The sequence below is a fragment of the Ensifer sp. ENS11 genome, assembly GCF_014851895.1.
Lineage (GTDB): Bacteria > Pseudomonadota > Alphaproteobacteria > Rhizobiales > Rhizobiaceae > Ensifer > Ensifer canadensis.
The window spans coordinates 63,103-86,119 of sequence record NZ_JACVAN010000016.1; the positions used below are offsets into that span (position 1 = coordinate 63,103).

Below are 23,017 nucleotides of genomic sequence, written 5' to 3' on the forward strand. Positions count from 1 at the left end.
ACCACGAACACTGACAACGCAATCGCCGCTTACACCTGGCGTCGAAAGGCGATGCCGCGCTGACAGGCGTCGTCAGGAACGCACCAGGTCAGGGATCGTTCCTGGCGACTGTGTTCACGCGGAAAGGCGCAATGCGCGGCCGGGACCGGCCGCCCCTTTGTTCATTTTGAAGGGGCCGGGGGGGCGCTGCCCCCTTCGCCCCTGCAAGTGTCCGCCGCCCAGCTTCCTTCGCTCCACTGACGTTACGCTCAGTGCAGCCGGTTCCCCGCGCGGACACCTGCACCCCAATCCCCCGCTGTTCCGCACGAGCTCGGGAAGCAGGAGCGAACGGCTCCCGCTTCGCGAGATCAAGGGAAAGGGCAAGGCAATGGCAAAGAAGACAGTTGCAGTTGAAACGGCAAACACCTCCTCCACTGATATTTACCAGAGCATCACGAGGCGCATCGTTGAGCAGTTGGAGGCCGGAACACGGCCGTGGATGCAGCCTTGGGGTGCTTGCGGCTCGCCCGTCCGTCCGCTGCGCCACAGCGGCATCGCCTATCGCGGTATCAACACCGTGCTTCTTTGGATGACGGCGGCAGAGCAGGGTTATTCCTCCCCGTACTGGATGACCTACAAACAGGCCCTCGAACTCGGCGCGCAGGTGCGAAAGGGCGAGAAGTCCACGCTTGTCGTCTATGCCAACGCCATCGAGCGCAAGGAGACCAACGACGCCGGCGAAGAGATCGAGCGTCGGATCCCGTTCATGAAGGGATACAGCGTCTTCAATGCCGAACAGATCGACGGCTTGCCGGAGCAGTACCATGCACGGCCGAGCGACGTGTCGGCGATCGGCAAGGAGCGTATCGAAGCGGCCGATCGGTTCTTTGGCAATCTCGGCGCCGATATTCGCCATGGCGGCAACAGGGCGTTCTATCATCCTGGCGGCGATTTCATCCAGATGCCGCCCTTTGAAGCGTTCGTGTCGGCCGAGACGCACGCCACCACACTCGGGCATGAATGTTGCCACTGGACGATGAGCAGCACGCGGCTTGACCGCAATCTCGGCCGCGAGAAGTGGGGAGATGAAGGCTATGCCAGGGAAGAACTGGTCGCCGAGCTCGGAAGTGTGTTCCTTGCTGCCGATCTCGGTCTTTCGATCGAGCCGCGCGAGGATCACGCCGCCTATATCGCCTCGTGGCTCAAGGTGCTGAAGAACGACAAGCGCGCCGTGTTCCAGATGGCCGCCCACGCAGAACGCGCCGTCACCTTCCTGCACGGTCTGCAGCCCGATGTTGGTGCAAGCACTGTCAGCGAGCCCGCCCGCGGCGCCGCGTGAGCGGGATGACGGGCGAGGGATATTCGAGCGACGCCTCGTGCGCCGCACCGAATATCCCCACGGCTGCCACCGTGTGCCCGTCTCTACTCTCTCATTGCGGCCGGCGCCATCCCCCGAACGAGGGATGCGACAGAACTAGATATGCAGCAAAAAAAGCGGCCCGCAGCCCCGGCTGCGGGCCGATCTTCGGACAAAGTCCTCAGGAGACGATGATCTACGTGAACTGTGCCAGGACCAGGGTCGAACGAACGATTGAAGTCGCCATCTTCGAAAGGTCGGATCCATCGCGAAACAGCGTGAAGGGAAAGCCTTCCAGATCTCATCGAAGTCAAGGCCGCTGAGTACGGGGACCTCCGGGATCGTTTACCGGAGCGGCTTGCCGGGCCTAGGCTTCCCGGATCCCGGCCTATGGCCGTCGCGATGCTGATCCTCCGAGACGAGGCTTTTAACCGGTCAAGCCGCGCGCGAACTGGCTCTGGCAGCAAAGCTGCCGGCGCCTGGTACGCTCATTCTTTGCTGATGCCCCGAAGCCGAATAGCTTCGTGGGCGAGCTAAACGCGGCGGGCTAAGACATTACCCGAGACGAGCAGCGCTGCCGCTCCCGACCGAAAATGCCGCTCCCCTGATTTAGCGCGGCGGATTGTTCCGATTGAGCAGCGTGGCCCGTATCATATCCGCCTTCGAAAGAGGGACGGAGCGGGCAACCGTGGGCGCTGTTGAAGGCGCCTTTCGAGCGTCATCGCGCTTTCTCAGGCTTTCAATCTTCTGCTCGGCCGCCAACCTGTCGGCTTCCGATACCGAGCCAATCGGCATTCCGTCGATATCGTGGCGAGCGGAGCCTGTCAGCGCGACCGCCAGATGATACCGCTTTGAGTGGAGATAGGCTCCGGTCGCGCGGCGCAGCGTCGAGACGCTAAGTCCAGGTCGCAGAAGGGGTCTGATTTCATTCCAGAGCCCGAGCGCGAATGGTCGGATTGGATCGCCTGCCTTCGTGGGAAGAATTGCAATCGGTTGGGTGAGGAGCCCGTTGATCGCCTGGGCTTTCAGCACATCCGTGTCCCGTGCCGCAACTGGGCCAGAGTTGTCTCTCGGCGATTTGCTCATGGAAGGTTTCTCACACGTCACTTTCGGGACCTGTAGCAACGGATATGGGCAATGTCACGGTTGAGGACGCGTCATCTGAAGGTGAAGGCCAAGATTTTGGATAGGTGTTCGGCCTCGTCACTCATGCCGGATCGAAGGCTCCCTTGAACTCCGGGTCCGCATAATATCGAAGCTTCTGGACCCAGGCCGGCCGCTGCCCCTGCCTCAGGAGGATCATCCTGTCTTCCGGTAGTCGCATGATTTCATCGGCATTAATGAGATCACGAGCCGAGATGTGTTCGGACGACGAGTTCTTGCCCTCGCTCCAGGACCTGGTGATGTACTGGGCATCGGTCTTGCCGATCGAGCGCGCGATCAGCTCTGCCGTTTCGATATCATTGACGCCAAAGACCTGAAGGACTGCGGCATTCGACAGAAAGGTGCCGGCGCGCCCACCATAGGTGGCGCGCAGCTGATGGGTATCCTGGAGGATCGGCCAGAGCTGGACACCATAGCCGGCCATCAGGCCCATGGCGCGCTCAATCGGGGCCAGGTGGCCGAGGGCGGCGAACTCGTCGAGCAGGTAGAGCACGGGCCGGGTAGGGGAGACGGGATCGCGCGCCATGTCGGTGAGGCTCTGGGTGATCAGCAGTCGCAGCCACCTGGAATAGGTGGAGAGCCGATCGGGTGGCAGGACCAGAAACACCGTTGCGTTGTTGCGCTTGAGATCGGCGAAGCGGAAATCCGATCGGCCGAGCACGGCGGTCATGCGCGGGCTGTCGAGGAAATGGGTATGACGCTGCGCGGCCGACAGTACGCCGGCCGCTTCGCGATCGGACTTGCCGATATGGCGATTGGCGGCACGCGCAATCAGCCCATTGGCTTCATCGACGTCCTGCATTCGTGCCAGCAGACCAAGGAAGCGTTCCGGGGCAAGCGTGAGATATTCGCGCAGCGTTGCAAGTGTTCGCCGCCCCGGAGATTCTGCGACAGCGATCTTCAGGATCAATCCGGCAATCAAGGCTTTCGCCTCGTCGTTCCAATGGGCATCACCGGTCATGCCCGGTTCGTCAAACACCAGGGCGTCGGCGAGCGTGTTGGCATCTTCCGCGATATCGAGGCCGTCGGCATCAAGCATTTCCAGCGGGTTGAAAGCAGAGGAGCGTTTGCCGGTCACGCCGAAGGGATCGAGGATATGAACCGGCCCGAACTGCTCGCGCGCACGACCAGTGACCCTGGCATTTTCTCCCTTCGGATCGACGCAGATTACCGATCGGTCGGCTGTCAACAGATTGGGAATGATGGTGCCCACGCCCTTGCCGGTTCTCGTCGGCGCCATGGTCAACAGATGGGCTGGGCCATTATAACGCAGCAGCTTGTCCGTCGTCGGATCGCGGCCGATCAGCAGGCCTTCATCTGTTGTCGAAAGCTTCTGCAGTTCCTTGCCCGTTGCCCAGCGGGCGGAGCCGAACACAGAGGCGATAGGCGCATCCGTCATGAATGCCGCGAGAAAACCGACTACGCCGAACACCAACGGTACGTGTTTGGCGACAGCATGGACGATCTGGCTGATCTGCCCGTGCTCAAAGCCACCGATCAGATGGATGAGGGAATTGGCGAGCAGGAGCAGGGCTGCAAGCAGAATGCCGAAGATCGTGCATGCGACCGCCAGTACGGGAGCCTTGACGATCGATTTCAGGAATCGGAAAAACGTCATTCCGGATTTCCGGGGCTCATCCCTTCAGGCGTTGACGTCGGCACGAGGATGTCGTCGAACAGGGCCTTGTCGCCATCACGGGTGAGAAAACCGGGCAGCTCTTTGCGCAGCCAGTCGCCCAAGCGACGGGTGAAGTCTGCATCGTTGGAATTCTCCAGCCGATGCAAGACGAGTGCCCCGAGCAGGACCTTGCGCCTGGTGTCCTGGGCGCGTTCCTGTTTTCCCAACCGTGCCTTGAGCGTCTTCTTGCGTTCTTCCAGCTCAGCAATCCGCTGTTCGATCGTCTTTCGCGCCATCTTCATCCCTCTACTTCGGATTGCCGGCCGATGCCTTTTTGAGACGAACCAGGATTGTCTTGGAGTTGTCCGCGGCCCGCTCGACATCGACGAGACCAGAGGCTCTGACGAGATCGCTCAGCCTCGGAAAGCCGTAGTTGCGTGCATCGAAGTCGGGCGCTTGTTTCGCCAGGTGTCCGCCCACTTGCGATAGTTTGGCTCGACCGTCTTCGTCGGCCGTTGCGATTATGGCCTTCGTCAGCATCGCTCGTGCCGTCTTGTCGAGACCCGTCTTTCGGGGCACGGGCTTCGCAGCGGCAGGTTTGGTCTCGGCCGGTTTCTGGCGATCGGGAACCACTGCTTCTTCGATCTCTTCGGCCGGTGCATTGAGCACATCGAAATAGACGAACTTGTCGCAGGCAGTAATGAATGGACGAGGGGTCTTGCGCTCACCAAAGCCATAGACCGTGACAGCCTGTTCACGGATGCGGGCAGCAAGCCGCGCGAAGTCGCTGTCACTGGAGACGATGCAGAAGCCGGAGAACCGGCCGGTGTAAAGCAGGTCCATGGCATCGATGATCATCGCGCCGTCGGTTGCGTTCTTTCCCGTCGTATAGGCGAACTGCTGAATTGGCTGGATGGAATGTTCGAGCAGGCATTCTTTCCAGCCCTTGAGGTTGGGGCCGGTCCAATCGCCGTAGATACGTTTGACGCTGGCCGTCCCGTAGTTGGCGATCTCGGCCATGAGGCCGACGACAATCTTCGGTGAGGCATTGTCGCCGTCGATCAGCAGTGCCAGTGTTGCGGAATTGTCTATTGCCATTTGACCCTCCACCGGTTGCATTGAGACTAAGCATTTCGGCGGTTTGCGCAACCCTGAATTGGCTTGATGAGCGTGCGTCTTGCGCAATCCCGAACGCAGGGAGCGAAGCGAACGAAGTGCTAAGGGCGCACTTACGAGTTGCTGCGCAACTCAGTGCTTGGTATGGTTGTGCGACTTTGGAGGGTGTCGCTTGGCCATCTACCATTGCAGCATGAAGCCGATCGCAAGAAGTGGCGGCCGCAGCGCGGTTGCCGCCATCGCCTACCGCACCGCGACGAAGATCGTCAACGAGCGCGATGGCATCGTGCATGACTTTACGCAGAAGCGCGGTGTCGAGCATTCCGAAATCGTTCTTCCCGATGGCGTCGAGGCGTCGTGGGCATTGGATCGCTCGGCGCTGTGGAATGCGGTCGAGCGGGCGGAGGTTCGCAAAGATGCTCGCGTTGCGCGCGAGTTCGAGATCGCACTTCCGCATGAGATGAGTGCGGCCGATCGGTTGGCACTGACACGCGACTTTGCGCGGGATCTTGCCAACCGCTATGGCGCCGCGGTCGATTTCTCCATTCACCAGCCGCAGGGTGAAAGTGATATCCGGAATTTTCACGCGCATGTGGTGATGACGACGCGGGTGGTGAGCGAGCGGGGGCTCGGCGAGAAGACGCTGATCGAGCGCGAAAACAAGTGGCTGTTGAACCACGACCAGCCGACCTCGCACATGCAGCTTCGCGATATCCGGCAACTCTGGGAACACCAAACAAACCGACATCTGGCAAGGCTCGGACTGGATGTCCGGGTCGATCATCGTTCGCACCTGGAGCGCGGGCTCGAGATCGAGCCGACGGAGCATATGGGTGTCCATGCTTCTCAGATGGACCGGCGTGGCCTGGACGTGTCGCGAGAACGGATTGACGGGAAGGCGGCGCGATCCAATGCCGATTTGATCCGCAGACAACCGGAGCAGGTTCTGACGATCATCACCGGCGAGAAGAGTGTGTTTGATCGCCACGACATCGCCCGGGCACTGCATCGTTACATCGACGATGCGGACGGGTTTCGCAATGCCTTTGCGGCCGTCATGGCATCGCCGGCATTGGTCGAGTTGAAGGCGGAGACCGAGAGGGAACTGGCGCGGTATTCGACGCGGGAGATGATTGAGATCGAGCGTGCCATGGCCGCGAGCGCCGAGCGAATGGGCCAGTCATTGCGCCACGGCGTCGATCGCCAGCATGTCGATCAGGCACTGCGCGTCCAGGACGATGCCATTCGGACAAGGACCGTGGCCTCGCTCTCTGGAAAAGTCGAACGTGGCGAAATGCTGCTTACCGATCGGGAGCGGGCGATCGAGCGTTCCGGGTTGAGCCAGGAGCAGAGTGTCGCCGTGCAGTACATCACCGGATCGGAGCAGATCGCAGCGGTGATTGGCTTTGCCGGCGCCGGTAAGTCCACCATGCTTGCCGCTGCGCGCGATGCCTGGGAACGGCAGGGTTATCGCGTCCATGGCGCGGCCCTTGCCGGAAAAGCGGCGGAGGGATTGGAAGAGTCCTCCGGCATTGCGTCGCGCACGTTGGCGTCATGGGAGTACGGTTGGCAGTCGGGCAGGGGGCAGCTTGGCAAGGGTGACGTTCTCGTCATCGACGAGGCCGGCATGGTCGGAAGCAGGCAGCTTGCGAACTTCGTGGCCGAGAGCGAAGCGCGTGGTGCGAAACTCGTTCTGGTTGGTGATCACGAGCAGCTTCAGGCGATTGGGGCAGGGTCTCCATTCCGCGCGATTGCCGAGCGCGTCGGTGCGGTCGAACTTTCAGAAATCCGCCGGCAGAACGAGAGCTGGCAGCGCGAGGCGTCGATCGCGTTTGCTACCCATCGAACGGGCGAGGGATTGGCGATCTATGCCGATCGTGGCGCGGTCCAATTCTGCGATAACCGCGACGAGGCGCGAGCCGCTTTGGTTCGCGACTACCTCTCCGACCTGGACGAACGCTCGTCCGGCTCGCGGATTGCATTGGCGCATCGTCGGGTCGATGTCCGAGCGATCAATGCCGATGTCCGTCTGTCGCTTCAGGAGCGCGGGCGGCTGGCGCGCGGCGAGGATGAGCAGGGCGGGCTGGGTCGTGAAGTCATCTATCAGACCAATGACGGCAAGCGATCCTTCGCACCAAGTGACCGCATCGTGCTTCTCGAGAACAACCGCGATCTCGGCGTGAAGAACGGCATGCTGGGCACCGTTGAGGCCGTCGAGCCGGACGCACTACAGATACGTCTCGACGGCGGCGGGCAGAACAACGCCCGTACGGTGTCCATACCCGTCAAGAGTTACCAATCCTTTGATCACGGCTATGCGACCACCATCCACAAATCCCAAGGGGCAACCGTCGATCGCGCCTTTGTTTTGGCATCGACCACCATGGACCGGCATCTGACCTATGTGGCGATGACACGGCACCGCGATCATGTGCAGCTCTATGCCGGTCGTGATGAGCTGAAGGATATGAAGGCACTCAGCGCCAGCATGAGCCGATCGGGGGCAAAGGAAACCACGCTCGACTACACCAGCACCTTTGCGGCGCGGCGGGGGCTGGCTGATGCGTTCGGCGTCGCAAGCGAGATCACTGTCACCCTTTCGCCTGGTCGGGCGGACGAGCGGCCGGCACTTCGCTCCGGTGCTGACGAGGAGCGCGCTCATTCGGCCGCCCCTCAGTCTCCAGCCATCGACGAGGGGCAGCGAACCGGGCAGGGTGTGGTGAGGGCGGTCGAAGAAGTTGACCCGCTTGTGCCAGCACTGACGAAATATTCCCGCAGCGTCGAGGACGTTGCTCGCGAAAAGGCAAGGCCCGACTTCGAGCGAGCGATGGAAGCGGTGCGGTCCATTGGCCGCAATGTCTATGCCGATCCGGACGGTGTTGCAGTCAAGCTCAGCGTCGCCCTTATGGACAAGGGCATGGAAGGTCAGACTTTGGCGACATCGGTCGCCGAGCGTCCGGAGCAGTTCGGGGAGCTGCGTGGCAAGACCGGTCTTCTGGGTGACAACAAGGAGCGCAAAGCAGCCCGACATTATGCCAAGGCGCTCAGCAATCATGTTGCAGCAGCGGGAAGAACCTGGACGCGCCGGCTCGAGGCGGAACGTGGATCCGAAACCTGGCAGCGGGAAAAGCGAGATGTGGTCGAAGTTCCCGGATTGACCCGGCGCAGCGAAGAAATCCTCAAGCAGCTCGACACACTCCCCCAAGCCGAGAAACAGAAATTCCTCGAGTGGCTGTCCGGCACGTCAGAAGGAAAGCAGGCGCTCGAGGAGGCCAAAACAGTTGCCAAGGCGCTCGAGCAGCGGTTTGGCAGCGCCGATGCGCGCGACCTCAAGATGGAAAACATGCGGCTTGGGCCGGCGCTCTCCACGAAACTTGATCGCATCAAGGATGTTGCGCGTATCGTCGATCGGGCGCAGCGGGCTGAGCTGACCCGCAAGTACGAACTCACTCGCGGGTTGAAAAAGGGACTGGGACTAAGGATGTGAACGTCACAGCTTCGAGGACGGCGTGTCTTCGAATTGTTTCAGTTCGCCAGGGATCTGCCGCTCTGGACGACGAGTTCTTCATGTCGTCTCTCGTGATCCCAGCGAGGGAGGGCCGCTTCATGGCAATCGGCGTCCTGCGCAACGGCGTTGTCGCCGTCGTGTTCGGAACGGAAGGCATTTCCATCATTTGCGACACGAATTTGAGCGCGATTCCAGCTCGCGATATTTCCAGTGAACAGTCAGGATTTCTCCGACATTTCACGGATAAGAAGATGTCGAATCGGCTCTCGTTGCACAAATTCGGCATGCACATGCTTCAGAACATGGCGTTGCCCCGCGAAAGGCACCATCCCCAAGGCCGTTTCGAATGGAATCCATCGAAATTCGCTGTGTTCGTCGTTGATCACAACCGCCGCCTCGGCATCCACAAAGCCAACGAAGACCGGCAGCATGCTGATGGCATTGCGATCAGCCTCGTAGAATTGCTCGCATATGTCTGCGGAATAAAGACGATCACAGCTCAAGCCGGTTTCTTCGCTGACCTCCCGTAACGCGGCTTCCCACGCTTTCTCTCCGTCCTCTATGCCGCCGGCGATCTGGCACCATTCACCAATTAGCGTATGATTTCGGCGCAGAAGCAATACCTCACACCCAACACCGACCTTGCGGAGAAGGACAACCGACACGGCGAAGCAGCGGATTGGAATTTCGGCCATGAGCCGCACTCTCCTTCGGCGGGATGCGTAACAGTTTCTAGGATTTCCGCGACATGAACATGTTGTCGGGGCCGAAGGCCAGCCCCGATCGCTGATGATCAACTAAAATAGGTTTCTGCCATCACTTCTTGGATCACCTTCTATGTGAAGAGGTGCGTAAAGATCGCTGCGAGCCTTTCTCCGCCACGGCCGCGCAAGACTCTCCGGGTTGGTTTTGATATCCGCGACAGCGATGGCGGGTAACCCGCTCATAGGGCACTGCACTGCCCACTGACCATCCGCCGAAGCGATGCCCGAGGGAGCGGCCGTGCTCTGGGGTGCGAGGGTGGAAAAGCTGACCCAGTAGGTATTACTTGCGGCATGTCCCAATGCCTCTGCTGCAAATGCCGGAGCATTAGAAGGAGTCTCTCCTGCAGTCGAAAACAAGACACAATCGACGTCAAGGTTCTCGTATTCGACGAAAATCCCCGGATAGTGCACCTCCATGCCCAGCGCGCAGCCGAAGCGCAGTCCATCCACCTCGAAAGTCACGGGGTTTTTCCCCGGCGAGTACATGAACGAGATTTTCGTGTTCGATAGCAGGCGCTCATCGTAGCGGGTCAACAACTCACCGCGATCGGAGACAACGTAGAGGCTGTTGTGTGGCCGGTGCGGCGAGGTGAGCTGATGAACGGAACCGAATATCGTCCAAAGTTTAAGCTCGCTAGCAAGTCTTCTGGTCGCTTCCAGTTCCTCGCGCAAAGCACCCCATTCGAAGCGCGTCCAATCGGAAGGCCCGATTTCTCTAGGTCCGGTTTCGGACATGATCCGTTTATGTGGCCAGCAGGTTGTCCCTTCCGGGAAATGTAAGAGGCGAGCCCCGGCCTGATGGGCGTCACGCATGAGGCGACGCATCTCCGTTCCACTGGCATGAAGCGCCGAAACGTCACGAGGATCATTGAACAGGGATGTTTGGGCTACAGCCATCCGTATTGAACGGATCGCAGGCTCGTCCGGAGGTTGGCGGATATGTTGAAGAGCTGTGGTGTAAGATTCGCCGGTTTTGGCAGCACGGGCACGCACACGGCGTTTAAGATTTCCGTTTTGGGTCATAATCTGGCCTTTCACGTCCCGGACGCAGTTCCCCAGCAACCCATCCGGCACGATCGGACCAAGACAAGGGGCCCGAGACGGAAGTCCCTTTGCCTCCGTTCAAGACCATGCTGGGGAAGGTCTGGGAGGTTGGGCGCAGGCCACGCCGAAACGAAGATGTCCAGCGGCCCTTGATTCGTCAAGCGGTCTCCAAAACTTGGCGAATAATCGAATTGATCGCCTCCGGCTGTTCCATCGGCACGTAGTGACCGCAATCCGGGATAATATGCAGACGGCAGTGTTGAGCCATCTTTGCCTGTTTTCTGCTGGTCTTGAGCCTCGGAGCAACATCCTCCGATCCGGTGACAACAACCACTGGTCCCGGGAAACTCGAGAGAATGTCATCCCGGCTTGGGCGCGTATGAAAATTCGTGACTCCCTGCGCCACGTCTTCCAAAGGCTGGCGCATCGTAATGCGCTTCGCCCTCTCGATTGTTCCAGGCGAAGCCGCGTTCGCGAATAGAGGCTTCCAAAACGCGCACCACGCGGCCTCAAGTCCCTTTTCGTGCAGCGTCTCAAGCGAGCGCCGAAGCATGATACACGGGGTCTAATCGCCGCCATGCCTTGGTTCCGATAAGAACGAGGGCGGGGACACGATCGGGCGCAAGAGCGGCAACCTCCAGCGCGCAAGACCCGCCGACAGAGCAGCCGACGACGACAAGGCGCTGGGCCGTCGTCAGCGCCAGCGCTTTTTCTGCCCAAGATTCAATACGGTCCCCGAATGAATAGAGAGTTGGGGCGTAGGTTGCTCCCGGCAGGAGTTCCATCTGCTTGGCCCACATGGTTCCGTCCAGAGGGAGCCCATGCAGGAGCAACAGTTCCAGCTTACTGTCGACCATCACCCATCCTAGCGATCAAGATTCGCAAAAATCCCGGAGCGGCGGAGCGCATCATTGGATCGCTTTGTGCAGCTGCACACTTTTGAAATTGCCAGCTTCGAATTCGAAAGGTGAAAAGCCGAGTTTCTGATAGAATCCGACCGCATCTGGAGCGGAATGCACGAGAAGATCCCTGATGCCGAGCGAAAGCGCTAGGCGTTCAACTCGCTCCAAAAGGGCTGTTCCATGACCCCGCCTTTGTAAATCAGGTGCTATCGTCACCAGACGTACGATCGCCCTTCCATCTGGCTTCTGATCGAGACGAACGGTCCCGATTGGCTGCCCATCAAGCTTGAAAAGCAGGGAAAGATTTCGCTCTTTGATCTCCTCCGGCCCATCTGGGATATAATCGAACCGCCCTCTGGCTTCAAAGAGCACCGTCCGCCGCAGCCGATGATAAGCTGACTGGTCGTCGGCGCTCTCGGCAAGAAAGAGATCGTAGCGACCTATCGACGGCAGTCGATCGAGCATCTCTCCCGAGCCAAGGTCAAGGCGCGCCCCCGCTAGAGCGATGTCGATCCAGAAAAACCGGAACAAAATAGGTGCCCCGCCGCCGGACGGCGTGGTCTCGAAATGGGTCCAGGTCTCAGGGAGATTTTCTTCAAGCGGCAAATGAAAGTATGTGCGATGAAGGTTGTGACGCTGCCCGTCTCGCTCGAAGGTGCGATGGCTGTCTCCCAACAACCGAAACCCCGTTCGATCAACAAGCCCGGTTTCCTCACGAAATTCGCGGCGGGCGGCATCAATTACCTGCTCCCCCACTTCGACTGTGCCTCCCGGTACTTGTAGAGGAACTTCAGGAAAATCGGGTTCGTCAAACACCAGAAGCCCCCGGGAAGTGGTTGCGTAGATCAGGGCTTTCTCAATCAAACATCTCCCTCCATAGCCAATTGGTGTTTGAATCAGTGAGGAGTTGAGGATGGCTGCCTCAGAAACTCGCGATCAACGATCCCCATTATTACGTCGTCGTGCCATGATCCGTCGACAAAAGCCGCTTCCCGCTCTCGCCCCTCGATGATGAAACCACATTTCTCGTAAGCGCGTATAGCCCGCTGGTTGTATGCGAGCACGCGAACGCCGATGCGATGCAGGTCTAGATCAGCGAAAGCGTATTGCAGAAGCAGTCGGATAGCTTCGCTCCCATATCCCTTACCGACGATGTTTGCATCATACATCCCGATTGCCATGGACGCTCGTCTGTCGGTTTGATCCACCCTGTCCAGCCTGATTTCGCCGGCAAACTCACCATTGACCTCGATTACCCAGGCATACGGGTTGCTGATGATGCTTTGGACCCAGCCTGTTGCCTTTTCCCGGCTCATGGGTTTCACAGCCGTCTTGCTTACCCCGAACATCTGGATAATCTCGGGGTCGTTCCCGAGGGCGAGGCGGGCCTCGATGTCATCAGAGGTGGCGGTTCGAAGGAGAACGTTGCGTCCCGGAATAGCAGGAGCTGTCCGCGTTACCATTGGCGGCACAACTGTTCCGTGATGAAAGATCATTCTCCATTGACCATCGATCAGCTTCCAGACGGAACTTCGGAGGGTTGTTCTCTCGGGCAGGCCACCATCTGCCTGCCTCACGCTGCGGTACAGGACCAATACCGCATCTATGGCGATCATCCTCGCGCTAAAATCGCGAACCTCCGGCAACGTGACACGATCTGAAGGCCCTTCCTGAGCTAGGGAATCGATAGTTAGATGCTTGTCGTAGACCCTCCCGGAACTGCCAAACTCCAGAAAATCGTCCGCAAGCCGCGCGGAGACAGCTTCCCGGGAAGAGCGAATATCTGGCCTGTGCCTCCTGCTCAAGCTGCCGAAATAACTCTATATCGATCTCATCTGCCATCTCAGCCTTCGCAGAAATCATGATTTCACTCGACAACTTATTACGAGGTTAGCGGTGGGGCATCGTTAGCAGCGGTACGAGCCCGTTCGACCACGTCGCTGATGAAGCCACTCTTTTCCGCCGTATAGCGATCTCCGTCATAAGGAAACTGCCTGGCAAGCCGCTCTTTGAGATGGGCATAGGCTTCGGCGACATCGCCATGGTTTCGCAGGTAGTCGCGAAACGCAAGGCGACGCCGGTGCGTTTCGTTGTCAGGCGGGCAAAGGTAGACCCGCTGCTTTGGCGCGCTCCCGCTGTGCAGGAAGGCCCAGACATCGTCACCATAGCGGTTGCCGCGAGGATTGTATCCTGCCTCGATCAGAGACGCGCTCGCAGCTGGAATATCGGCAAGGCCATTCAAGGTGACATCAATGTCGATAAGAGGTTTTGCCGGCAGACCAGGCACTGAAGTACTTCCAATATGGTCAATGGCAACAACCTTGTTTCCCAAAAGCTGGCGAAGCTCGGATGAAATTGTTGAGAAATGCCTGGGCCAGTTTTGATCGTAGGGGACGATTTCCACCAACGTCGCCATATCACTGCCCCGAGCCGTTCTTTTTTCCGGTGAACCAGGGCTCACCCTGAAGCGCCCGGCGAAGGGGCGTATTCACAAGAGCGCCGAGGGAAAACACCGTCAAATGCACTAGGTCAGTAAAACCGTGCGATGCCTGAATGAGCGCCGCCCAGCAAGGGAAAAGTGTGAGCCATATGCCGACTGGATGATCCAGTCGCGCAAGTCGGGTGTAGGGACGCCAAGCCTGTGGCAGACGGCGATGCACCCAATCCCCATGTTTGATGTCGCTTAGGTCTGGGCGTTTTAAAGTATTCATCTCTGAAATCCGATGGCCATTGTCGTGCAGAAAAAAGAGAATTCGCGGTACGGCGATGACCGCTATTGGCGCGCGTTCCGGAAGTCCCACCTGGTCCGCAGTCGGCCCAGCAGCCATCACCTCAGTGATACGTAGAAGTCGAAGCGAACACTCCCATGAGAAAATCTCGAAGGATTGGCATGGCTTGTTGCCGTGGGATGCGATGCCCACACTCAAAGGTACGGAGCGTCACTGGCGCCCCGGCCTTCGAAAGGGTTCCCGCAAATCTCTTGGCCTGATCAAACGGCGCACGGTCATCGGACTTGCCATGCAACAGCAATGCTTCTGCACGGATGTTTTCGCAATGATAAATTGCAGAGCGATCCAAAAATGCTTTGGGCGACAGCCCTGCCTCGTTCTCAATGGCCTGTTGTACGCCCCGCGAACTGTTTCGATAAACTTCTTCGAGATCGTAGACGCCGCTCGACAATATCATTGCTCGAAGGTCGGGTACCCGTGCGGCAACCATCGCCGAAGCGACCGCCCCCCGACTGTTTCCGTAAATCACAATACGAGTAGGATCGACTGTCGGCTGCCTCTTGAGGAAGTTTAAGGCAACCAAAATTGCTCGCTGAGTATCCGGTCCGCAGAAGTCGGCGGGGCCGCCAGATGCACCAAAACCTGGTTGAGAAACTGCAGCCGCCGTTACATTCAGGCGAGATGAGAAATAGAGCAACGATCCGTCATCAACAGCTTCTCTTCCGCCGAGAAAAAGTCCCCGCTGATAGCCATGCACGAAAAGTAGCGCACCAGCCGGTTTTGCCGCTGAGGGCTGAGCCAAGAAAAGCTCAACAGCAGCACCATCGCCCCGATCAATCAAATGTTCCGTTATCGCCGACATCGCCATCACCGGGTTGATCTTGTGAGCGAGGATACGGGGGCATGACATCCTGTCAATGACTGATACTAGCGCGTTCCGGCCGAGACCTCTCCCCACTATCGACCATTGCGGTCAGGATGTTTACAACACCCCCGGCAATTCGACATTGATGTCTTTATCATCACCTGCGGCCCAACTTTCAGCGAGACGAACGAATGATGGACAGAATTTTCATCATGGGAAACGGCGGAAGCGGCAAGACGTGGTTGGCCACACAGCTAGCCCACAGGCTGCAACATTCAGCGCATCACCTCGATGACTTCCATTGGATGCCGAATTTTGCCGGCGAGCGTCCGCGCGACGAGCGTGACCGATTGGTGGCCCGGGCTATGGACGGCAGCTCTTGGGTCATGGAGGGCATTTACGGTTCGATCATCCGGCAAGTACTCCCGCGTGTAACGACGCTAATCTGGCTCGATGTCTCTGACGACGAGTGCATTTCCAACCTTTTGCAAAGAGGTCAAACCGGTGGAGGGACGGAGGCGCAGTTCGAGGAACTAATGGAATACACTCGCGGTTACCGACTTCGGAAGGACCACTTAAATTCGTTCGATGCTCATCAATGGTTTTTCGAAGAGCATCCGTTGCAGAAGTTGAAGCTGTGCCATCGCTCAGAGATCGTAGACTTTCTAGCGACAATTTGAAACGAATGCCGTTGATTGCCCTGTATCTCGCAGAAGCTATCATGTTATTACCCATCGGAGATTTGTAAACGCCGGATCTCGGCGACAAAGAGCGGTTCCGGCTTTGGGTGAAATGCCCCCTAAGCTCGCTCGGATGAGCGACTTGCTTCGCTTGACTGCGATTTCCACATGTCCGCATACTGACCCTCACGCTCAAGCAACTCAGCATGCGAACCTCGTTCAATAATTCCGCCCGCGCCGAGCACGATGATTTCGTTGGCGTCCACAACGGTCGAGAGCCGATGAGCAATAATCATCGTCGTGTGATGGCGGCTGAGTTCTCGCAGGTTGTCCTGAATTTCACGCTCTGTCGCTGTGTCGAGTGCGCTTGTCGCCTCATCGAAGATCATGATTTGCGGTCGTTTGAGAATAGCGCGCGCGATTGCGACCCTCTGCTTCTCTCCTCCGGACAGCTTCAGCCCCCGCTCTCCGACGCGGGTCTCGTAGCCGTCTGGTAGCCCTGTGATGAAAGAATGGATGTGGGCAGACCGAGCAGCCGCCTCGATCTCCGCTGCGGTCGCATCTGGTCTCCCGTATCCGATGTTGTATCGGATCGTGTCATTGAAGAGGATCGTGTCCTGCGGGACGATGCCGATGGCCGCGCGCAAAGACTGCTGTGTGACACTTCGGATATCCTGGTCGTCAATGCGGATGGCTCCGCCAGTCACATCGAAGAAGCGGTAGAGGAGCCGTGACAGGGTGGATTTTCCGGCTCCTGTGGCTCCCACTATGGCGACTGTCTGGCCGGCGGGAATTTTGAAGCTGATGTTGTCGAGGATTTGCCGACGGCCGTCATAGCTGAACCTGACGGTAGCAAACTCGACCCGACCCTCTTTAATCTCAAGCATGTGAGCATTCCTCCCGTCTGAAACTTCCGCCGAGGTACGCAGAAGCTTCAGCATGTCCTCCATGTCGATGAGGGACTGGCGGATCTCACGGTACATCAGGCCGAAAAAATTCAAGGGCTGATAAAGTTGCAGAAGATAGGCGTTGACCAGAACCAGGTCGCCAAGGCTCATTTCGCCGGCCTTGATCCCCTGCGCCGCCATCAGCATGACGGCGACAAGCCCGGCTGAGATGATGAAGGTCTGGCCGATGCTCAGCACGACAAATGTCCACTGGCTCTGAACGGAAGCCTGTTCTTGCTGTCGAAGGGCGTAATCCAGTCGCCCGGCTTCGTGCTCCTCGTTGCCGAAATATTTGACCGTCTCGTAGTTGAGGAGGCTGTCGATAGACCTGCTGCTCGCCTCGGCGCTCGCATCATTTAACAACCGACGAAAACGGGTCCGCCAGGAGGTCATGACGATCGTAAAACTGGCGTAGACAACGACCGTTGCCAATGTGACCAGACTAAAGCTCGCTCCGAAAAGGTGCCACAGGATGGTGCAAACGACAGCAACCTCCAAGGCGATCGGCAGGAGAGAGAACAGGACCCTCGACAGGATGACGGAAATGCCTTCAGTCCCGCGCTCGATGGCGCGCGCCAGCCCACCCGTCTTGCGTTCGAGGTGAAATCTCAGGCTGAGTTGGTGTAGCTGCCGAAAGACTCGCAACCCCAGCAAGCGCGTGGCGTTACCGCTAACCCGCGTGAAGAGCGCGATGCGCAATTCGTCAAACACGGTAGCCATCAGCCTTGCGCCGCCGTAGGCGAGGACGAGTCCGATCGGCGCGGCAATAATGGTCGCGGCGCTCCCTTCGAGATGATCGACCAGGGCCTTGTATGTGAGCGGCACAAGCGAGGTTACCGCCTTCGCGGCGATCAGGCATAGCAGTGAATAGACCACCGCGCGGCGCAGCGCCGGAGCATTCTTCGGCCACAGATAGGGCAGCAAATCTCTAACAGTGTGATGGGGAGTATTGCTCATCATGATTTCACTCGTCTCTAGGTGAAAGTCTGACGGGGCGCACACCTAAGCGTTGGGCGTAAAAAAGGCCCCGTCAGGAGCCTGCTTTCCGCGCATGGGTGCTTTCGCCGGATGGTTATACCATCCTGCCCATGCGCGCTATCACCACCACCAGAGCCGTTTCCATCCTCATCATTGATCCAGCAAGCCAGAGTTTAGTCGCATCGTCAATGTACCCGCGACCACAGCTGGCAACTGGTTAGCGAGAATCCCGAGTCTTGGTCGGGTTTTTGGGCTTGAATATTGCAACGCAGGCCGCAGTCACGACGCGCATCGGACGCTCATATAGGGGGCAGCTACGGTAGGGGGCGAGATGACGCTTTAGCGATTTTGCGAGGAAGCTTGTGCCGTTGAGCTCCACCCTATGCATCGGATGTGCCCGGACTCCAACCGACTTCCGACGCCCAGAGGTCCGCACGTCGGATAATTCGCCAAAGGTGGTCCGACTTACCCTCGGTGTAGGCTGCCCTATTGTCGCGATATCGACCGGCGAGCGCTCGCTTTAACGCCACGTACGGAGCGTGCTCCTCTGCATGGCTCCGCATGTAGTCGCGGAATAAAAGCGACCATTGCTCATGCCAGCTTCCTGATTGGCGGACATGGATATGGGTGCGCTCATCATCAGGGCGTTCTCGGAAATAACGTTTCGTCAAATCAGCATTGGCTTGCCGCCACACGTATCCGATGGTCGCCATCCTTTCTGTCAGGATCTCGATTAGCTGTAGGTCTGCAACTGAAATCTGAATGTCGATGATCGGCTTTGCAGCCAGACCTTCGATTGATGTTGAGCCGACATGGTCAATACGGAGAGCATGATCCCCCAAAGTTTGGCGGATCGCCGCTGCCTTGAGAGCAAATTTATTGGGCCACCTCGGAGACCAATCGCAGATCTCAATTTGTTGTGTGGAAGACACCGCGTCTTTGCCCATTCTTAAAGCTCCTCGCCCTGCTGCAAAATGCCGGCGACTGCGCCCTTGTTGATATCGAATTTTAAAAACATTGTAAAAACAATAACTTAGTCGCGTAAATACTATTATGGAACCGTCGTTCATTTCTCGGCCGGGGGCTCAAAGTCCTGAGACACCCTAGATTCCTTCGCTAACCCGAACTCAGGCTCGCCGGGGGATTATTAATTGTAAGGAGCCGGTTGGATAAGCCGCCCGGTTTGCCGCCAAATGAGCAGCGCCGCCGCGGCTGCCACATAACCATCAACGGCGTAATGCCAGCCCGTGTAAACTGAACCGTAAAAGATCATGGCTGCGAACATCCAACCGACAAAACCAGCCCATCTGTTCAAGGACGACAAGAAAAGCGCATTGAGCACTACGAGGCCCACATGCACGCTGGGCATAGCCGAAATTCCGCTACCAAGCCCAGTCTGGTCTGCTTCGTAAAGTTCAAGCAGGTAATTCGCGTTTTCGCGGACGCGGTAGCTATGGCCGAGCTCGTCCATCACAGCTTTCAGGCCATAAAACCGCTGCTCTCCAACAAAGTGATCGTAGTATATAGGCCCCACTGAGGACAATGCGACGGCAAGCACCGTGCCGACGGCAAAGAGTGTCAAAGAATGGGCCCACAAGTAGCGAATGCGACCCAACCGGTCCGACCAGAGCGATACGAAAAGCACCGTTCCGAACCACTGTAGGAACCATATAAGGTCGTAGCACCAAAAGACGACCATCGACCAAGTCTCGTTGTCGAGGCGGTGAGCCAGCTTCCAGCTGGGTGCTCCGTGTAGCCATTCGTCCAGATCGGCCAGCCAGATATCGGCGTAATAGGGCATGATGGAAGGTATCGTAGTTTTGTAGGTCGAGAAGGCAGTTAATCCCACGAAGAAAAAAGCCATAACTATGCCGAAGGTGCACCAGCGTTCCCTAAGGACACCGATTGCATAGCGTGTCGGGGTCCTCCCACCAAATAGAACGACCATTGGCCCCAAACCGATAATAAACAACGTAGGTATGCTGACGAGGAATTTGGTGGCGTAGATGCCGCCCAGACTCGCAAAGGACGATGGCTGAAGAATCAGCGCGAAAATTGCGTAGACAGCCACAAGGACAGCCAGTCGTGTCGACCACTTATCCAATTTATCGCTTTGTGCGACGGCAATATTAAACGTCATCCCAAATCCTGGACCCTTCTGCGACAATGCAGGGTTGTTATCAGCGCAGCCTTACGATGCGGTTTACAGAGCTCCTTGATGTAATCTTGTGCAGCAATTTGAGCGTTATTAGCGCTCTCCCATGTCGCTAGAGCGCCCGCAACTAAACGGCCACCTGCGCCTACGCTGGGAGTGCCACGCATCTGTGTCCGCGCGCGCTACTAATCCTCCCGCATTGCCCTTGCGATTTGATCGGCAAGCGGTTTAACGAGATAGGAGAGCGCCGAGCGCTCGCCCGTCTGAATAAACGCCTCCACCGGCATGCCGGCGTGAAGAACGAGGCTACCGAGGCGAGCAAGCTCTGGCTTCGCTATCCGGACACGCGCCGTGTACCAGGTCTCGCCAGTCTGTGGGTTCGAGCTGAGATTGGCGGCGATGGTTGTAATCGAACCGATGATCTCAGGCGTGGTGCGCTGATTGAATGCGGAGAACCGCAACACTGCGTCCTGACCTATATGCAACTGGTCGATATCGGCTGGCTGGACCTTCGCTTCGACCACCAGGCTATCGTTGACGGGGACGATCTGCATGAGGGTCTCGCCGGGCGAGATGACACCGCCAACGGTATGAACCGCCAGCTCATGGACGATGCCGTCCTGTGGAGACAGAAGGTCGATACGTTTGAGTTGGTCGGTTGCCGTCACTTGCTGTTCGGTGAGTTCGGCGAGTTTATTGTCGACGTCCCGCAGTTCCGTCAGAACCTCGGATCGACGATCTTGGTCGAGCTGCAGGATTTGCAGCTCGGTTTCGGTCGTCCGCGTGGCGGCTCTTGCAATCTCGGCCGTGAGCTGGCCTCGTTCGCCCGATAGCTGCGCCTTCATGCGTTGCAGCTCTGCAAGTCGCGAGAACGGCATCAGGCCCTTGTCGTGAAGTGACGCAATGCCCGTAAGCTCCTGGACGATGAACTTCAATTCATCATCCTTGGCCGCGCGCCGCGCCGTCAGTCCATCGGTCTCCTGCTGCAACTGTCCGATGCGTTGCTTCAGCTGGTCCTTCTGACCGTCGATCGTCTGCCGGCGCGCCACGAACAACGCACGCTCCGACTGCACATAATCAGCGACTTCGGCCTGATCGAGTTTGGCTCGCAAATCCGCTGGCACCTTGATCTCAGTTGTGTTGTCCCGCTCTGCGACCAGACGCATGGCCCGCGCATTCAATTGGTCGATCTGTTTGGTAACAATCGCAAGGTTGGCACGCGTCACCGTATCGTCGAGTCGGATCAAGAGATCGCCGACCTTGACTTGCGCACCGTCGCGTACGCGAATGTCTCCAACGATGCCGCCTTCCCGGTGCTGGATACGTTTCACGTTGCCTTCGACGACAACGGTTCCCATGCCGACCACCGCTCCGGAGAGCTTGCTGGTCGCCGCCCATCCACCAGCACCGATGAGCAGGACGCCGATCGAGCATCCGGCCCATAGCATGTAGCGGGTGATGGCCTTGGAGGCACGGCTGGTTGCTTCACTCATCATGCGCTCTCCGGCACAGCGCGCACTGTCGTCTTGCGCAGGACTTCATCACGCGGACCAAAGGCAACCATGGCGCCCGCCGCCATCACCAGAACCTGATCGACCGCGGCAAGCGCGTTTGGCCGATGGGCAATGACGACAACGATCGATCCCGACTGCCTAGCAGCGATAATAGCGTTGGTCAGGCCAGCCTCGCCTTCTGCGTCGAGGCTGGCATTGGGTTCATCAAGGACAATGAGGAAGGGTTTGCCAAACAGTGCCCGGGCAAGACCGATGCGCTGCCGCTGTCCGGCCGACAGAATTGCACCCCCTACCCCGATGCGCGTGTCGTAGCCTTCCGGCATCGACAAAACGAGCTCGTGGACACCTGCCTGTGTTGCTGCCTCGATGATTGCCATCGGATCGGCATTAGATGCAAAGCGGCAGATGTTCTCGGCAATCGTGCCGTCGAACAGCTCAACGCCTTGCGGCAGGTATCCAATCGATGGCCCCAACGCTTCCGGGTCCCATTGGCTGAGCTCTGCCCCATCCAACCGAATTGTGCCACGAATGGCCGGCCAGATGCCCACTAGGCCACGGGCAAGCGTCGACTTCCCCGAGCCACTGGGGCCGATAATCCCAAGCCCCTGCCCTCGCTCAAGCCGGAACGCAACGTCTCGGACGATCGCTGCGTTGGCTCCGGGAGCCGCAATCATCAGGCTGGATACATCCAACGCTTTCTGTGGTTTTGGGAGCGGCATCGGCTCACGCTTGTCAGCAAAGGTCTTGAGCACGTCTTCCAATCGACGCCGGGCCTGGCGCGCGTTGACGAAGGTGCGCCATTGACCGATCGCCTGTTCGATCGGCGACAGTGCCCGCGACGTCAGGATCGACGCTGCGATCATCGCGCCTGGTGATGCCAGTTGGTAGATTGCCAGCCATGCCCCGAGCGCCAGCACGGCTGATTGCAGAGCGAGCCGGAAGATCTTCGAAACGGTGGAAAAGCTGCTCGTCGCGTCGCTGGTTTGGCGCTGCTCTTCGACATAGTCTGCATTCGTCGCGTGCCATCGGGCCGAATAGGCACCGCTCATACCCATCGCCTGCAATGCCTCGGCGTTGCGCCGACCAGCTTCGATGAATTCGGCCCGCGCAGATGAGAGCTGGGCAAGTCGCTGCATGGGGCCGCGCAAGACAATCTCGCTGGCTACGGTCAAGACGATCAGGAAGACCGCGCCTGCGACCGCCAGCCAGCCGAGATAGGCATGAAACAGAAAGAGGATGGCCAGATAGATCGGCAGCCACGGCATATCGCAGATCGCGATCGGCCCCTGCCCGCTCATGAACTGTCGGATTTGATCGAGGTCGCGAAGCGGCTGCGAAATCGCTTCCTTCCTGGACATTCTGAGCGGCAGTTTTAGGACCGCATCAAAGGTCGGGCCACCCAGCTGCTCCTCCAGTTTCTGTCCGATCTGGGTGAGAATGCGTGAACGAATGACCTCGAGAAGCCCGAGAAAGGCGTAAAGCCCGATTGCCAGTATCGACAGGGCAACCAGTGTCGGCACGCTACGGCTCGCCAGGACGCGGTCGTAGACCTGCATCATAAACAGCGGTCCGGTCAGCATCAGCAAGTTGGTGACTGCACTGAGCGCCGCCACGCCGAAAAAGGCCTGCCGGGTGGAGCGCAAGGCGGCGGCGACCAGGGGTCGCCGCCGATCAATCATATTGGATGCCACGGGTCA

General features: G+C 58.5%; 20 protein-coding genes and 2 pseudogenes. 3 read left to right on the top strand and 19 right to left on the bottom strand.

What is annotated here, in order from left to right; genetic code table 11:
• Positions 1–367: 367 nt before the first annotated feature.
• On the top strand, positions 368–1,318 hold the full coding sequence (locus IB264_RS24865; protein WP_192434280.1) for an ArdC family protein: 951 nt from the start codon (positions 368–370) through the stop codon (positions 1,316–1,318).
• A 627-nt stretch (positions 1,319–1,945) separates the two neighbouring features.
• On the opposite strand, the gene IB264_RS24870 is transcribed toward IB264_RS24865, so the two are convergent.
• From IB264_RS24870 to IB264_RS24885, 4 genes are all read right to left on the bottom strand, one after another.
• Positions 1,946–2,422: a ProQ/FINO family protein gene (locus tag IB264_RS24870; RefSeq protein WP_192434282.1), complete on the bottom strand. Its 477-nt coding sequence runs from the start codon at positions 2,420–2,422 to the stop codon at positions 1,946–1,948.
• 121 nt (positions 2,423–2,543) lie between these two features.
• A complete protein-coding gene (locus tag IB264_RS24875; protein WP_192434284.1) occupies positions 2,544–4,118 on the bottom strand; it encodes a type IV secretory system conjugative DNA transfer family protein in 1,575 nt (524 codons plus the stop codon).
• Complete coding sequence (locus IB264_RS24880; protein WP_192434286.1) at positions 4,115–4,414, bottom strand: mobilization protein; 300 nt, start codon at positions 4,412–4,414, stop codon at positions 4,115–4,117. Before IB264_RS24880 ends, IB264_RS24875 begins: the two co-directional genes overlap by 4 nt.
• Positions 4,415–4,424: 10 nt before the next feature.
• On the bottom strand, positions 4,425–5,216 hold the full coding sequence (locus IB264_RS24885; RefSeq protein ID WP_192434288.1) for an NYN domain-containing protein: 792 nt from the start codon (positions 5,214–5,216) through the stop codon (positions 4,425–4,427).
• 190 nt (positions 5,217–5,406) lie between these two features.
• Here IB264_RS24885 and traA point away from each other — a divergent pair, with 190 nt between their 5' ends.
• A complete protein-coding gene (traA, locus tag IB264_RS24890) occupies positions 5,407–8,721 on the top strand; it encodes a Ti-type conjugative transfer relaxase TraA (RefSeq protein WP_192434290.1) in 3,315 nt (1,104 codons plus the stop codon).
• Between the two features lie 239 nt (positions 8,722–8,960).
• Here the strand turns inward: traA and IB264_RS24895 are convergent, their stop codons facing one another.
• The 10 genes and pseudogenes from IB264_RS24895 to IB264_RS24935 form a co-directional block, all read right to left on the bottom strand.
• Positions 8,961–9,437 (bottom strand): NUDIX pyrophosphatase, encoded by a 477-nt coding sequence (locus tag IB264_RS24895; protein WP_192434292.1) that lies wholly within the window; start codon positions 9,435–9,437, stop codon positions 8,961–8,963.
• Between the two features lie 102 nt (positions 9,438–9,539).
• Positions 9,540–10,529 (bottom strand): carbon-nitrogen hydrolase family protein, encoded by a 990-nt coding sequence (locus IB264_RS24900; protein WP_192434384.1) that lies wholly within the window; start codon positions 10,527–10,529, stop codon positions 9,540–9,542.
• A 178-nt stretch (positions 10,530–10,707) separates the two neighbouring features.
• Positions 10,708–10,977 carry an alpha/beta fold hydrolase gene (locus IB264_RS24905; protein ID WP_192434294.1) on the bottom strand — a complete coding sequence of 90 codons (270 nt, stop codon included), beginning with the start codon at positions 10,975–10,977 and terminating at the stop codon, positions 10,708–10,710.
• A 106-nt stretch (positions 10,978–11,083) separates the two neighbouring features.
• Positions 11,084–11,407: an alpha/beta fold hydrolase gene (locus IB264_RS24910; protein ID WP_192434296.1), complete on the bottom strand. Its 324-nt coding sequence runs from the start codon at positions 11,405–11,407 to the stop codon at positions 11,084–11,086.
• A 51-nt stretch (positions 11,408–11,458) separates the two neighbouring features.
• Entirely contained in the window at positions 11,459–11,917 is a 459-nt protein-coding gene (locus IB264_RS35440; RefSeq protein WP_192434387.1) for a GNAT family N-acetyltransferase, read from the bottom strand.
• Positions 11,903–12,337, bottom strand: a pseudogene (locus IB264_RS35445) (NUDIX domain-containing protein); the annotation flags it as partial. The pseudogene IB264_RS35445 and the gene IB264_RS35440, both read right to left, overlap by 15 nt.
• Positions 12,338–12,348: 11 nt before the next feature.
• Positions 12,349–13,257, bottom strand: a complete 909-nt coding sequence (locus IB264_RS35450) for a GNAT family N-acetyltransferase (RefSeq protein ID WP_192434298.1) — start codon at positions 13,255–13,257, stop codon at positions 12,349–12,351.
• A 77-nt stretch (positions 13,258–13,334) separates the two neighbouring features.
• A complete protein-coding gene (locus tag IB264_RS24930; protein ID WP_192434300.1) occupies positions 13,335–13,868 on the bottom strand; it encodes a GrpB family protein in 534 nt (177 codons plus the stop codon).
• A gap of 73 nt (positions 13,869–13,941) precedes the next feature.
• Positions 13,942–14,163, bottom strand: a pseudogene (locus IB264_RS34775) (4-hydroxybenzoate octaprenyltransferase); the annotation flags it as partial.
• Positions 14,164–14,284: 121 nt separating this feature from the next.
• Entirely contained in the window at positions 14,285–15,043 is a 759-nt protein-coding gene (locus IB264_RS24935; RefSeq protein WP_192434302.1) for a S9 family peptidase, read from the bottom strand.
• Positions 15,044–15,237: 194 nt separating this feature from the next.
• Here IB264_RS24935 and IB264_RS24940 point away from each other — a divergent pair, with 194 nt between their 5' ends.
• Positions 15,238–15,726 (top strand): AAA family ATPase, encoded by a 489-nt coding sequence (locus tag IB264_RS24940; protein ID WP_192434304.1) that lies wholly within the window; start codon positions 15,238–15,240, stop codon positions 15,724–15,726.
• A gap of 119 nt (positions 15,727–15,845) precedes the next feature.
• Here IB264_RS24940 and IB264_RS24945 read toward each other — a convergent pair whose 3' ends face one another.
• From IB264_RS24945 to IB264_RS24965, 5 genes are all read right to left on the bottom strand, one after another.
• Positions 15,846–17,633, bottom strand: coding sequence for an ABC transporter ATP-binding protein/permease (locus IB264_RS24945; RefSeq protein ID WP_210335670.1), 1,788 nt, complete (start codon positions 17,631–17,633; stop codon positions 15,846–15,848).
• 398 nt (positions 17,634–18,031) lie between these two features.
• Positions 18,032–18,598: a GrpB family protein gene (locus IB264_RS24950; protein ID WP_192434306.1), complete on the bottom strand. Its 567-nt coding sequence runs from the start codon at positions 18,596–18,598 to the stop codon at positions 18,032–18,034.
• Between the two features lie 200 nt (positions 18,599–18,798).
• Positions 18,799–19,791 carry a phosphatase PAP2 family protein gene (locus IB264_RS24955; RefSeq protein ID WP_192434308.1) on the bottom strand — a complete coding sequence of 331 codons (993 nt, stop codon included), beginning with the start codon at positions 19,789–19,791 and terminating at the stop codon, positions 18,799–18,801.
• Between the two features lie 200 nt (positions 19,792–19,991).
• On the bottom strand, positions 19,992–21,302 hold the full coding sequence (locus tag IB264_RS24960) for an HlyD family type I secretion periplasmic adaptor subunit (RefSeq protein WP_192434310.1): 1,311 nt from the start codon (positions 21,300–21,302) through the stop codon (positions 19,992–19,994).
• The gene (locus tag IB264_RS24965) at positions 21,299–23,011 is read right to left on the bottom strand and encodes a type I secretion system permease/ATPase (RefSeq protein ID WP_309141671.1); all 1,713 of its coding nucleotides are present in this window, start codon (positions 23,009–23,011) and stop codon (positions 21,299–21,301) included. The genes IB264_RS24960 and IB264_RS24965 overlap by 4 nt, the downstream gene beginning before the upstream one ends.
• Positions 23,012–23,017 lie beyond the last annotated feature (6 nt).

Bases quoted from the DNA above. Each gene is read 5' to 3' on its own strand.
- IB264_RS24865 (WP_192434280.1), top strand. From the start codon at position 368: ATGGCAAAGAAGACAGTTGCAGTTGAAACGGCAAACACCTCCTCCACT.
- IB264_RS24870 (WP_192434282.1), bottom strand. From the start codon at position 2,422: ATGAGCAAATCGCCGAGAGACAACTCTGGCCCAGTTGCGGCACGGGAC.
- IB264_RS24875 (WP_192434284.1), bottom strand. From the start codon at position 4,118: ATGACGTTTTTCCGATTCCTGAAATCGATCGTCAAGGCTCCCGTACTG.
- IB264_RS24880 (WP_192434286.1), bottom strand. From the start codon at position 4,414: ATGGCGCGAAAGACGATCGAACAGCGGATTGCTGAGCTGGAAGAACGC.
- IB264_RS24885 (WP_192434288.1), bottom strand. From the start codon at position 5,216: ATGGCAATAGACAATTCCGCAACACTGGCACTGCTGATCGACGGCGAC.
- IB264_RS24895 (WP_192434292.1), bottom strand. From the start codon at position 9,437: ATGGCCGAAATTCCAATCCGCTGCTTCGCCGTGTCGGTTGTCCTTCTC.
- IB264_RS24900 (WP_192434384.1), bottom strand. From the start codon at position 10,529: ATGACCCAAAACGGAAATCTTAAACGCCGTGTGCGTGCCCGTGCTGCC.
- IB264_RS24905 (WP_192434294.1), bottom strand. From the start codon at position 10,977: ATGCGCCAGCCTTTGGAAGACGTGGCGCAGGGAGTCACGAATTTTCAT.
- IB264_RS24910 (WP_192434296.1), bottom strand. From the start codon at position 11,407: ATGGTCGACAGTAAGCTGGAACTGTTGCTCCTGCATGGGCTCCCTCTG.
- IB264_RS35440 (WP_192434387.1), bottom strand. From the start codon at position 11,917: ATGCTCGATCGACTGCCGTCGATAGGTCGCTACGATCTCTTTCTTGCC.
- IB264_RS24930 (WP_192434300.1), bottom strand. From the start codon at position 13,868: ATGGCGACGTTGGTGGAAATCGTCCCCTACGATCAAAACTGGCCCAGG.
- IB264_RS24935 (WP_192434302.1), bottom strand. From the start codon at position 15,043: ATGTCGGCGATAACGGAACATTTGATTGATCGGGGCGATGGTGCTGCT.
- IB264_RS24940 (WP_192434304.1), top strand. From the start codon at position 15,238: ATGATGGACAGAATTTTCATCATGGGAAACGGCGGAAGCGGCAAGACG.
- IB264_RS24945 (WP_210335670.1), bottom strand. From the start codon at position 17,633: ATGATGAGCAATACTCCCCATCACACTGTTAGAGATTTGCTGCCCTAT.
- IB264_RS24950 (WP_192434306.1), bottom strand. From the start codon at position 18,598: ATGGGCAAAGACGCGGTGTCTTCCACACAACAAATTGAGATCTGCGAT.
- IB264_RS24955 (WP_192434308.1), bottom strand. From the start codon at position 19,791: ATGACGTTTAATATTGCCGTCGCACAAAGCGATAAATTGGATAAGTGG.
- IB264_RS24960 (WP_192434310.1), bottom strand. From the start codon at position 21,302: ATGATGAGTGAAGCAACCAGCCGTGCCTCCAAGGCCATCACCCGCTAC.